General features: G+C 61.3%; 12 protein-coding genes. 3 read left to right on the top strand and 9 right to left on the bottom strand.

The genetic code is table 11. From position 1 onward, the window contains the following. Positions 1 to 7 precede the first annotated feature (7 nt). From VMH22_08005 to VMH22_07970, 8 genes are all read right to left on the bottom strand, one after another. Positions 8 to 1,231, bottom strand: a complete 1,224-nt coding sequence (locus VMH22_08005) for a nickel-dependent hydrogenase large subunit (GenBank protein HTW91638.1) — start codon at positions 1,229 to 1,231, stop codon at positions 8 to 10. Next, positions 1,221 to 1,697 carry an NADH-quinone oxidoreductase subunit C gene (locus tag VMH22_08000; GenBank protein HTW91637.1) on the bottom strand — a complete coding sequence of 159 codons (477 nt, stop codon included), beginning with the start codon at positions 1,695 to 1,697 and terminating at the stop codon, positions 1,221 to 1,223. Before VMH22_08000 ends, VMH22_08005 begins: the two co-directional genes overlap by 11 nt. Next, the gene (gene nuoB / locus VMH22_07995; GenBank protein HTW91636.1) at positions 1,694 to 2,110 is read right to left on the bottom strand and encodes an NADH-quinone oxidoreductase subunit NuoB; all 417 of its coding nucleotides are present in this window, start codon (positions 2,108 to 2,110) and stop codon (positions 1,694 to 1,696) included. The genes VMH22_08000 and nuoB overlap by 4 nt, the downstream gene beginning before the upstream one ends. Positions 2,111 to 2,184: 74 nt before the next feature. Next, positions 2,185 to 3,111, bottom strand: coding sequence for a complex I subunit 1 family protein (locus tag VMH22_07990; protein ID HTW91635.1), 927 nt, complete (start codon positions 3,109 to 3,111; stop codon positions 2,185 to 2,187). Between the two features lie 88 nt (positions 3,112 to 3,199). After that, on the bottom strand, positions 3,200 to 3,664 hold the full coding sequence (locus VMH22_07985) for a 4Fe-4S dicluster domain-containing protein (protein HTW91634.1): 465 nt from the start codon (positions 3,662 to 3,664) through the stop codon (positions 3,200 to 3,202). Beyond that, positions 3,661 to 5,217 carry a hypothetical protein gene (locus VMH22_07980; protein ID HTW91633.1) on the bottom strand — a complete coding sequence of 519 codons (1,557 nt, stop codon included), beginning with the start codon at positions 5,215 to 5,217 and terminating at the stop codon, positions 3,661 to 3,663. Before VMH22_07980 ends, VMH22_07985 begins: the two co-directional genes overlap by 4 nt. A gap of 126 nt (positions 5,218 to 5,343) precedes the next feature. After that, positions 5,344 to 6,159 (bottom strand): FAD/NAD(P)-binding protein, encoded by an 816-nt coding sequence (locus VMH22_07975; protein ID HTW91632.1) that lies wholly within the window; start codon positions 6,157 to 6,159, stop codon positions 5,344 to 5,346. 82 nt (positions 6,160 to 6,241) lie between these two features. Then, positions 6,242 to 7,276: a 4Fe-4S dicluster domain-containing protein gene (locus tag VMH22_07970; GenBank protein ID HTW91631.1), complete on the bottom strand. Its 1,035-nt coding sequence runs from the start codon at positions 7,274 to 7,276 to the stop codon at positions 6,242 to 6,244. A gap of 139 nt (positions 7,277 to 7,415) precedes the next feature. Between VMH22_07970 and VMH22_07965 the strand changes: the two genes are divergently transcribed. From VMH22_07965 to VMH22_07955, 3 genes are all read left to right on the top strand, one after another. Next, positions 7,416 to 7,856 (top strand): DUF1893 domain-containing protein, encoded by a 441-nt coding sequence (locus tag VMH22_07965; protein HTW91630.1) that lies wholly within the window; start codon positions 7,416 to 7,418, stop codon positions 7,854 to 7,856. 170 nt (positions 7,857 to 8,026) lie between these two features. After that, positions 8,027 to 9,199: an alanine racemase gene (gene alr, locus VMH22_07960; protein ID HTW91629.1), complete on the top strand. Its 1,173-nt coding sequence runs from the start codon at positions 8,027 to 8,029 to the stop codon at positions 9,197 to 9,199. 110 nt (positions 9,200 to 9,309) lie between these two features. Next, the gene (locus tag VMH22_07955) at positions 9,310 to 9,561 is read left to right on the top strand and encodes a DUF1844 domain-containing protein (protein HTW91628.1); all 252 of its coding nucleotides are present in this window, start codon (positions 9,310 to 9,312) and stop codon (positions 9,559 to 9,561) included. A 101-nt stretch (positions 9,562 to 9,662) separates the two neighbouring features. On the opposite strand, the gene VMH22_07950 is transcribed toward VMH22_07955, so the two are convergent. Beyond that, positions 9,663 to 11,063 (bottom strand): YncE family protein, encoded by a 1,401-nt coding sequence (locus VMH22_07950; GenBank protein HTW91627.1) that lies wholly within the window; start codon positions 11,061 to 11,063, stop codon positions 9,663 to 9,665. Between the last annotated feature and the right edge of the window lie 635 nt (positions 11,064 to 11,698).

The following is an 11,698-nucleotide window of genomic DNA, read 5'->3' as shown; positions in this document are numbered from 1 at the left end:
GTTCTCCTCAGCCGTTCTGCTGGCCTGATGAGCGGTGCACATCACCCGCTACGATTTGCTTCCCGGTTCTGAGTCGCTCGGTCTTTTGCCACGAAAGCCTGAGCAGGTCTCTGCCCGTGTACTTCAGTCTTCCATCCTCAAACGCCGCCATCCGTTCAGTGCAGCAGTAGCACGGGTCCACAGCAGCCAGGGTCAGGGCAGCGTCGGCGATGGAGCCGCCTCTGACTGCGACGATGTTCGATGCGATGTTCATGAAGCTCGGAGCCCGAATCTTGTGTCGAAGTGGACGGCTGGTTCCGTCGGAACGGACGTAGTGAAACACTTCACCGCGTGGTGCCTCGGCCCGGCCGATCCCCTCACCGGGCGGGAAATCTTCGATTCGCGCCTCAATTGGTCCCTCTGGCATCCGACCGAGACACTGCCGGATGATCCCTATTGACTCGATGATCTCGAGCAGCCTGACCTTGGTCTTGGCCAAGACGTCACCATCTGTAAGGACCGGGATGCTCCACCTGACGTCGGTATAGGCGTCATGCGGGTCGTCACGGCGTACGTCGATGTCGACACCCGATGCCCGCGCAGTCGGCCCGAGCACCGAATAGGCGACTGCCTGCTCGTGTGTCAGTACTCCAACCCGCTCCAGCCTGGCGCGGATCAGCGGGTCGTCGAGCACGATCTTGGTCAGCATCCGCGTCTTCTCCTCGGCGACGTTCAGCGCCAGCAATATCTGGGGAATCTGTTCCGGCTGGATGTCGCGTCTAGCGCCGCCCGGCTTGTTGGCGGCGTAGTGATTACGATTGCCGGCAATCATCTCGACAATCTCGAGGATGTGCTCACGATACCGCCAGGCCCACATCCATACGGTGTTGTATCCAATGAAGTGCCCGGCAAGTCCGACCCAGAGCAAATGAGAGTGAATGCGCTCGAGTTCGTGGGTGACCGTACGGATGTAGGCGCCACGGGGCGGCGGCTTGATCCCGCAGAGGTCTTCGATTGCCAGTACCGCGGCCAGCGGGTGCGAATTCGAGCAGATACCGCAGATACGCTCGACCAGAAATGGAATCTGGTCGTAGTTGAGTTCGGGTGATATGAACTCGTGCCCACGATGGTTGTAGCCGAGGTTGATCTCCAGGTCAGTCACGGTCTCACCCTCAACGATCAGCTTGAAGAACTCCGGTTCTTCCTGCAACGGGTGGTAGGGGCCGATCGGAACGACGCGCCTACTGCTCATGCGCCTCGCGTCTTGTTTTGGCTTCGCCACCGCGGGAACGAACGAAATCCCGGCGGAGTGGATACATGTCCGCATCCCAGTCAGTGTCGGAGGTGAGAAGGCGTGTCAGATTGGGGTGACCCGGGAAATCTATGCCCAGGAGTTCATGCATCTCCCGTTCTATCCAGTCGGCTGCCGGAGACCATGGCGACTGCGACTCAATGCGCGGGTCATCTTTCGATGCCAGCACCTTCAACGTGTAGATCGTGCCGGTCCCGTCCTCGCAGAAATGATAGAGGACCTCGAATCCTTCGCGTGTGTCTATACCGGTGCAGGTCGCAAGCCGCATACCCCGCTCGCGATGCAGGAATTGTGCAGCGACGGTAAGCCGCTCGCGCGGTATCCGGATGTAGAAACGTCTGGGACTGCGTTCCTGCACCTCCGCCTCCGGCACCAATTGCCTCAGTCCGGCTTCAGCGTCGGTCATAGTTTGCCGAGCGCCCGGATCACGCCGAGCATCATCGCTTCCGGCTTGGGAGGGCAGCCGGGAACATAGGAGTGCACCGGCAAATACTTGTCGTAGGGCCCGACCGAGTTGTATGAATTGCGGAATAGCTGCTTGCCGCATGCGCACGTGCCGATGCCGATGACAAAGCAGGGTTTCGGGGTCTGCTTGTACACCTCCAGCACACGCGGCAGCGACTTGCGGTTGAGCACTCCGGTCACCAGCAGAACATCGGCGTGCCGCGGTGAACCCACCAAGACGATTCCGAAGCGCTCCACATCATAGCGCGGGGTCAGGAGCTCGAGTATCTCGATGTCGCAGTTGTTGCACGAAGCCGCGGCCACGTGGTACACCCACGGAGATCTCTTCAGTCCCCAGACGAGCGGGTCCTTCATCGGCGAGTGCAAAAGAGGGAAATGTGGGAATCGATTATGGGCCTTCTTTCCGCTGACTTCACCATTATCTGTCATCATAGCTTCATGAGCGCGAGTGCCACGGCCACGACTCCCAGCGGACCGAGGATGAACCAGAAGAAACGCAGTGCGTGGTCAATCCTGAACCGTGGATTGGTGTTCTTGACCAGGATGATAATTACCCAGGCCAGGAGTAGTTCGGGAATTGCCCAGAAGCTGGCAAGCCCGCCCCCGAAGACCGTCACCAGGAAGCACGGCATCAGGAAGAACATCATCGCTTTGGTGAGTCGGAACATGGCCAAAGGCGCACCCGAATACTCGATCAGCACGCCGGACATGATCTCCTGCTCGGCTTCTGCCTGGTCGAATGGAACATACCCGAGCTTTGCATGGATGCAGATGAGCACGATGACTGCGGCGATGGCCCCGGACAGCGAGAACAGAAACGGCCCGGTGCCCCGCTGCGCCAGAACCAGGTCGCCAAGCCGGATGGCGCCCCCGGTGCGCACTATGGGGACTGCCAGCGCAAGCAGGAACGGCAGTTCGTATCCGAGGTACAACGTCATCTCGCGGGAGGCGCCGACCGCGGAAAGCGGGTTACGCGAGGCCGAGGCGCCGACGATGGTCGCGAGCGGCACCAGGGCGAACAGATAGACGAGCACCAGCAGGTCACCGACGAAGGACACGTGCGGGAAGAAGTTGGCGAAGAAGAGCAGCATGGCGATGACACACATCGACGCGAATCCGATGATCGGAGCTGCCAGGAACGTGACTCTCGATCCGCCCGCAGGCACCGTCGTCTGCTTGAGAAGCAGCTTCAGTATGTCGGCGAACGGCTGGTACGCAGGTGGCCCTTTACGCCACTGCACCCGCGCGGCCACGAAGCGGTCCACCCACGTTAACATCAGGCCTGAAGCCGACGCCAAGACAACCCCGGGTAGGAACACGATGGCAAGAGTCACTTCCCACCCGTTCAGGTGCATATTGAATGACTCGAGGCTTCCAGGATTCCAGTGGTCAAGTGTGCCGGCACTGGAATCCTTGAATCCTGGACCCCTTGACTCCTATACACTACACCCGCCTGCCGTGCACAGACCGGACCGCGAACGCGACGCCGGTCTTCTTCTCTGCCAGCCTGTCGTCGTCCCCGAACTGCAGCGCGCCGGTCGGACAGGTCTGGACGCAGCGCGGGCCCTCGGGCCGGTCACTGCAGAGCGAGCACTTCTGCGCCATGTGCCTGACCAGATTCGATGGAATTACGCCGAACGGGCACGCCAGTGCACAGGAGCGGCATCCGACACAGTGGAAATCAGACTTCCGCACTATCCCGGTCTCGGTATCCCTGACAATGACCTGAAATGGACAGGCAGCGGCACACAGTGGCTCATCGCAGTGTCTGCAGCCCTGCGGCAGCAGCGTTTCCGTCGTGACCTCACCGTGACGAATCCGTGCTTCCGTCTTGAATCGGCTGCGGCACGCTGCCTCACACGAACGGCAGCCGATGCAGTAGTCGGGCCTCAGCACAATGCGCTTCATGTCCAGACTGATGGATTCTCGCCGGCGGCCCGCGCCGTGCGTCCGGCCTTCTCCAGTTCGACGGGAACCGGCGTCACGGTCGTCTCGCCGGTCAGACTGTTGTCGACCAACGGAAACAAGGTGCGATTTGCGTGGACGTTGGTTCCCACCATGAGCACGCCGGCAGGCACTGCCTCACTGACACGGACACGGAACTCCCGAGTCGCACTGGGGCTCTTGACTCTCAGATAGCTGCCGCTCGCCACATCGAGCTTTCCGACATCAGCGTGGCAGACCGAGATTTCTTCCTCCGGGTCATGGAATCCGCGAAGTCCAATCGCCTTCTTCTCGCCGACCAACAGCCATTCGGCCGGAGCCTTGGTAGTTACCTTCGCCCGATCAGCCATGGCCACGACCTCGTCCACATCGAACCGCCTCGGCTCGGGCTCGGCTACCTCATCGGCCCGGCCGAACCACGCCAGTACGTCCGAGAAGAGTCTCGTTCCACTCAATGGCATGGCGAGCGGGCTCCGCTCAACCGGCCCCCAGTAGGAACTGGCAAGGGAAGCCTGCTCCAGGTCCGCAGTCAGGGGAAGAACCAGCCCGCGCACCGGCGGGTCCGGGCTGAAAATGGACGTCGCGACCAGGTGTTCAACCTTCGCCAGCTCGGGCAGAAGCTCTTCGTAGCTGTATGGGAACAGACCCCCGGTCCAGAAGAGCATCTTCAGCCTGCCTTCCGTCATCGCCTTCCTGATGTCGCTGAAGCGTTTCGGGCCTGCCGGCAGCCGCGTTTCTCTGAAGCCGTTGAAGGACTTCCCAGCGACATGGGCCACGAGTTGGCTGGCCAGACTGTGCAGGGCGGGATAAGAGACTCGCCCGGTGTGCATGGCGCTCCCGACGAACCCGGGCACCTTTGCTCCGAGCATGGCTGCCGTCGTCTCCAGCAACCGCCGTTCGACTCCGGCAACGCGGGCATACCGGTCGACATCCACGCCCAGGACCGTCTTCGGCGCGATGAGGGCCGACAGCACCAGCAGCGCAAACGGCTCAGTACCCGGCCTCACCTGGATGAAGACGTGGGCGAATCCCGACTGCCGGGTGCGAATCGAGTCGATGACCACCAGCCGGTTCTTCCGGTCGGCATACCTTGCCTCGATTATCCGCCAACTGGCAACCGGTGACGTATTGAAGACATCGCCTACGAGCAAGCTGACCTGTGCCGACTCGATAGCGGCCAGCGATGCATCAGTCACGCCCTCGAGCCGGTAGTCGAACCCGCTCTCCGGTTCGATGTGGGCACAGGCGAGGTTGGGTGTGCCCAACTCCTGCGCCAGACCGCGCAATTGGCGGGTATCGGCCGCCGTGCGTCCCCGGCTGTACACTAAGCCCAACTCCTGCGGTTTCACCTCGGAGAGCCATTGCCGAACCAGGGCCTCTGCTTCCGGCCAAGTCGTGTCGTGCCCGTCGAGCAAAGGCCGGCACAACCGCTCGCGATGATCGAGAACGGTGTTCGCGCAGTTGCCGCGGGCACAGAGCCTTCCCTTGTTGACCGCACCGTCCACGAAATAGTGCATCTCATGTCCTACCCCATTCCAAGTCACACCGGACGTGCAGCCGTTCATGCAAAAGGGGCAGATCGTACGCGTCGCGTTCACTTGCGTTCTGCCCTCAACCCGGTCCGGCCATTCGAGATTCGTCATTTACACGAATGGGTTCTCGATATCCTTGATCTGCGACCACGTCATGACGGGACCGTCCTTGCAGGTCAGGTAGGGGCCGAGGCGGCAGTGCCGGCAGTGACCGACGCCGCACGACATGTTCGTTTCCATGGACAGGTAGATGTTCTCAGGCTGGAATCCGGCTTCGAGCAAACGCCGGTTCACGAATTTCATCATCATCGGCGGACCGCAGACAACCGCAACGCTCGTCCGCTCGTCACAGGGAATCTCATCCATCAGGCAGGTGACCACGCCGACTCTCTTCATCCACTTCTCGTCGCTCACGTCCACCGACAGCTCGACGTCCACCTTCGGTAGCTTCTGCCATCCCGGCAGCAGGTGTTTGTAGACAATATCACTTGGCGTGCGCGCGCCGTACCTGAGATAGACGCGCTTGTACTTACCCATCTCATGCGTCAGGGCCAGAAACAGCGCGCGCAAAGGCGCGAGGCCCACCCCGCCGCCGACAATGTAGATATCCTTGCCCTCAAACCTGGCCAGCGGGTACGGTTTGCCGAATGGCCCCCTCACGCCGAGTACGCCGCCCGGCCTCAAATTGAACAGGGCGTCGGTCGTCCTGCCGACCTTCATCACCGTCATCTCGAGCGTCTCTCTCTCGAAATGCGATGATGACGGAGTAAACGGCGCCTCGCCGAACCCTGGGACGGTCAACTCCACGAACTGGCCAGCGCGGAAGCTGATTTCATCATCGGGTTTCAGAACGAAAGTCCGGATGTTGGGCGTCTCATCCGTCATGCTCAGAATTGTCGCAGGTGTCGGCTGGTAGGGGTTGTTCATGAGCAAGAGTGAAGAGTATAAAGAGAAGTGTGAAACTGGATTCCTGGCCTTCTCTCTTCTGACTTTGCTCTTCTCTCTTTCCTCACAGTTCTCCCAGCACCTTCCTGATGTCAATCCTGCCCATGCATGCCTTGAAGCACCGGCCGCAACCGGAACAGGCGTACATCCCGTAGTCGCGCTTGAACTGGTTCCACTTGCAGTCGAACCGGTTCGCGAACCGTCTAACGAACTCAGCGCGGGGGTTGGCGCCGCCGCCCACTCGAGCGTACGCCGCCTCGTAGCAGGCATCCCAGACCCGTGTCCTCTCCAGCCCGCCGTCCTTTGCCTGGTCATAGAGAAGAAAGCAATAGCAGGTCGGGCAACCCATCAGGCACCCAAAGCACTCCACGCAGGAATCGGCGTGCCGGTTCCAGAACGCAGCGTCGTTCAGCCTCGCGCCTATCGCGCCGGGCAGGTCCGGGTTCCACGGCCTCGGATTGATGACACTCAGCGCCGCCGCCGCGGCCTTTCGCTGCTCGCCCCGCACGGTAATTTCCATCGCGTACTCAGCCAGACCGGCAAACAGGCCCGGGGCCATGCCGGTCAATTCCTGCCCCCGGCGTTCGGTCTCAAACAGCCAGTCTCCGTTCACAAGCGACAGCACGGCGTCCGCGCCCTCCTGTGCATAGGGCGTCAACCCGAGCAGGTTGCAGAAACAGCTCTGCTCAGGGCTCGGGCAGTCCGCGACAACCAGCATCGTGCTCTTCCGTTGCGCCGCATAGAACGGGTCATTGAATCCGCCCTCGGTCAGCACCTTGTCATGCACCTTGAGCGACACGAGGTCGCAGTTCTTGATGCCAAGCAACACGCGCGGGACCGGTTCGCCCGGTTCCGCTGGTTGCGGCATGCCCCCGACTCGCTGCCGCGGCTGGAACATGAAAGACTTCACCGGCTCCGAGGGACGGATCCGCTTCTGGGCCGGTGTAATGCTTAAGGTATTAGCCTCGATGTCCGGCGACGCTAGCCGATGCCAATGGACCTGACTCTCGCGTTCGACCGGTACGAACACCTCGTACCTTGCCAGCAGCATCGACAACCACTGGTTAACGTTCGCCTGTGACAGCAGATACTTGCCCAAGAAACCTAAGCTACCGAAGCCCAACCGGGTGTCAAGAGAAACCGCCGGAATGTACGTCAGTTACGCACTTGCTTGACTATTGTCTCGCGCCGGTGACAATCAGCCCGTGCACTTCTCTTCTTGCGAGAGACCGACGTAGATGGCTACCGGGGAAAGGACTCCGACCGACCCGCTCGTCCTCCTTGCGAACGACTGCCTGTCGCTGCTCGTCATGCACCATGGAACCGAGCTGTACCGTTCCTACGATGACGGGGTAATGCCGCTGCTCGAACTGGTCGACTGGTTCCCCGGCGGCCTGCAGGGCGCGACAGTCGCCGACCGGGTCGTGGGCGCCTGCGCTGCCCGCATCTTCGACTACCTCCACGTGGAACGAGTGCTCGGCCTCACCGGTTCGATCCCGGCAGAACGTATTCTTCACGCGGCGGCGATACCATTCTCCTTCGGCACAACCGTGGTGGAGATCCGCAACCGCGACGACACGGGCCTCTGCCCGTTCGAACAGCTCAGTATCGAACACCCTGACCCGCGCGAACTCATCCCGGCCATCCGCGCCAAACTCGTCGAGTTCCGCAGACACTGACCTTTCACCGCTGACCGCAGACCGTCGCATGTCTTCAGCAGCCTCCCCCTCCCGTTTGAATGACCTACGGTCATGGCTTCGTCATCTGCGTCATCTGCGTAATCTGTGGACTTCCATCTCAGGGTTCGCGCTTTGACTTTTCCGCTTCTGTCGGTAGAATGATGCACCTGATGGAATTCGGAAGAGTCTGGGCCGAAATCAACCTGGACGCCCTGAACAACAATCTCAATGAGGTCCGCCGCGAGGCCGACAGCGGCAAAATCCTCCTTGCAATCAAGGCCGATGCCTACGGCCACGGACTGCGCGAAGTAGCGCAGGAGGTCAGCGACCGGGTCGACGTCTTCGGCGTGGCCTCGACCGACGAAGGCATCACGCTCCGGCTCGGCGGGATCAAGAACGCGATACTCGTCCTGTCACCCATCCCCTATCGCGAAATCCCCGCGCTCTTCGAACACAACCTGACGCCGTCGGTCACCGAGACCGAATTCGCCCACCGACTCTCCAAGGAAGCGGTGAAGCGCAACACCACAATCGGCCTGCACGTCGAGGTCGATACCGGCATGGGCCGGACCGGCGTTGACGACGAAGTCGCGGCCGAGTTCGTGGCCACGGTCGCCGACCTTCCCGGGCTGGACGTCGAAGGCGTGTTCACGCACTTCCCGGCGGCGGATTCGGACACCAACTTCACGCGCCACCAGCTCCAACTCTACGAACGGGTGATGTCGCAACTCAGCCACCTCGGCATCTCCGGATACCTTCGCCACACGGCAAACACGGCCGGGTTGCTCAACGTGTCCGGCTCGCGCTACGACCTCATACGTCCCGGCCTCGTGGTCTATGGCATTCTGCCGGACAGCTACCAGTCCGGGCACCGCGCCACCGACCTCAAACTGACGCCGGTCATGAGCCTGCGCAGCCGTATCGTCAACCTGCGCGACATCGCCTCCGGCCGGTCCATCAGCTACGAACGCACCTACTTCACCAAACGCGACTCGCGCATCGCCGTCATCACCGCCGGCTACGGCGACGGCTACCCCTGGTCACTCAAGAATCGCGGCAAAGCGATGGTCAGGGGCAGCCGCGTGCCCATAGTCGGCAACGTCTGCATGGACCTCACCATGCTCGACGTCACGGACGTGCCCAACGTCCAGATCGGCGACACCGTCACCCTGCTCGGCTCGGCTGACGGCGATACCATCACCGCCAACGAACTGGCCGGCTGGGCCGAGACGATTCCCTACGAAATAATCTGCCGGGTCAGCCCGCGCGTGCCGCGGGTCTACCTCCGCGCAGGCGAAGTCGAAAAGACCCGCACACTACTGGACCACTACAACAATGGATGAAAACAACAATCCGGACGCGGGACATGCCCATGGCTCTTCCGGAGCTTCGGGCCGTATCCCGACTGATGCCGAACTAGCCAGCCTCAGCTCGCACGTATTCCAACTGGCCACTGCTGCGTTCGTCTACATGGGCGCGGAAACTGCCCGGGACCGAGAAAGTCGAGGTTAACCTGCCCCTGGCCAAAATGACCATCGACACCCTCGCCATGCTCAAAATCAAAACCGAAGGCAACCGCACCCCGGACGAAACCTCGCTCCTCGACGACGTCCTCTACCAGCTCCGGCTCTCATTCGTCAAAGCCGAGTCGGGCAAGCCCGCCGACACCGCCACCCCGCCGTCTGAGCAACCCAAACAAGAGTAGTCCGCATTGACTCCAAAGCCCCCGCTCTCACTGAGCGGGGGCTTCACTATTTGCTCTCCCTCTCCTCACCGGGTAGAGACTTCGGGTAGGAAGAAGACCGGCTAGCGCTCGATGACGACCTTGCGGACAGCTTGGGGCTTGTCGAGGACGAAATAAACACCGGGAGCCAACCTGCTCACGTCATTCGCACCGGGACACAGGTCTATCACCCACCGACCGCTGATGTCGAGCAGTATGGGGCGAAAAATGGGGACTGTGCCGCGCCGAGTCGGACGCAGGCGCTCCGGGGGACTGTCCCCATTTTCTGCTCGCGGCAGGTACAGCACTCCGCGGACAATGGTCGGCAACGGCTTGGAGCTTACGGCTTGCGGCTTGCGGCTTTCCTCAACTGCTGGCGTCGTGGTGTCCCGGATGACCTGGATGCTGTTGGACCTCTGGTTCGCCACGTAGACCCGGCTCTGCGCCGGGTTCCAGGCAATCGGATGGGGCAGCGATTCGAGGGCGATGGTCGTGAGGACGCTATTCGTCGCTCCGTCAATCACGGTCACATTGCCCGCCTGGTAATTCACGCAGTACAACTTATTGTGGAGCGTGTCGAAGCACAGTGACCGCTCGTAGTCATCGGCTGTGCCGGCGGGCACGGTCGCGATGACCGAATCTCGTGCACCGTCGATTACGGTCACGGTCCCGGCTGCGGCGTTGGCGGTGTAGACTCGATTGTTGTGCGCGTTGTAGGCAATGGCCAACGGGAAATCCCCCACCATCACGGTGTCGATTGCTCTGTGAGTCGCGCCATCGATCACGATTACGGTGCTGTCGTAGTTGCCAATCGGATAGTCGCCGCCATTCGCGCAGTAGACCCGGTTGTTCCGGGTATTGCAGCAGAAGGCGCAAGGCATGTAACCGGCTGCCACCGTGCCAACGACTGAATCCGCAGCTCCGTCAATCACCGTCACGTCGTCGCTTACGCGGTTCGCGCAGTAGACCGTGTTGCCCTGCGGGTCATAGCCCAGGGCCTGGGGCATGGTTCCGACGGTGATCGTCGCGATGGCCGAATCTCGTGCACCGTCGATTACGGTCACCTGGTTGGCCTCGCCGCCAATGCAGTAGACCTTATTGTCTTGCAGGCCCAGACAGAGCGGTCCGGGGTAGGGTCCCACCGCGATGGTCGCGATCACGGAATCGGTCGCTCCGTCGATGACAGCCAGCCGGCCGGAGTCACGGCCATAGGCGCAATAGACCTTGTTGCCCAGAGGATTACAGCTGAGGTCACTGGCCTCCTCGCCAATGGCAATGGTCGCAGCAATGACATTAGTCGCTCCATTGATCACGCTCACGGTGCCGCGGCCGTAGTTCGCGCAATAGACCTTGTTGTTCTGAGGATTGTAACAGAGCGCCGAAGGGCTGGCACCGGAGTCCAACCGAATCGTGGTCTCCAGCCACTGGGCATGGACGGCTGTCAGCAGACAGCCCACGGCAAGCAGGACAGATAGGTACTTCATGGCACCTCCGGGTCGCCTAATTATCGACCTGCACAAATCCTTGTCAAGCTACGGCAACGCAGGCGGGCGGGATACCGAATCCGGCTCCCCGCCCGAACCCGAGACCCCACCCGCCGAAAAACCGACCTCCTGACATTCCCCTCTTCGCGTCCCGCGCGGGAAGACAGACTTGACTCGGACGGGCTGTTGCTACGACACCCCGCCCGCGTTCTTCTGTCGAACCGGCTAGCGCGCGATGACGATCCTACGGACGGCTTGGGCTTGAGCTTGCGCTTGTGCCTCCCGCATGAAGTAGACTCCCGGTACTAGCCTGCTCACATCATTCGCGCCGAGACGAACGACTAGAACCTTCCAGCAGGAGACGTCGTGCAACTTGTCATTTGCCTCGGAGGCCCCTGTCGGACAGCGCGCACCTCGCTCTTGGCTGGCAACTCAGCCAGTCTCATGCCCAGTTTCTCAGGAGACCAGGGCGAATTCTCAGTACGTCTCGCCACGGTCCAGTTTACCTGAGAGGGGAGCGTGGCATCAATGCTGTTGAAAATCGGGGCTATTGCAGGTGAAAGGTGCATGCAGACGGACGTAAGCTGTCATCCGGCGTTGGATCGCGTCGACGGTGCTGAGTCCGGAGACGACTT

Source organism: bacterium (genome assembly GCA_035505375.1).
Lineage (GTDB): Bacteria > Hydrothermota > Tepidihabitantia > Tepidihabitantales > Tepidihabitantaceae > UBA2258.
This window is presented reverse-complemented; position numbering and strand designations above follow the sequence as displayed.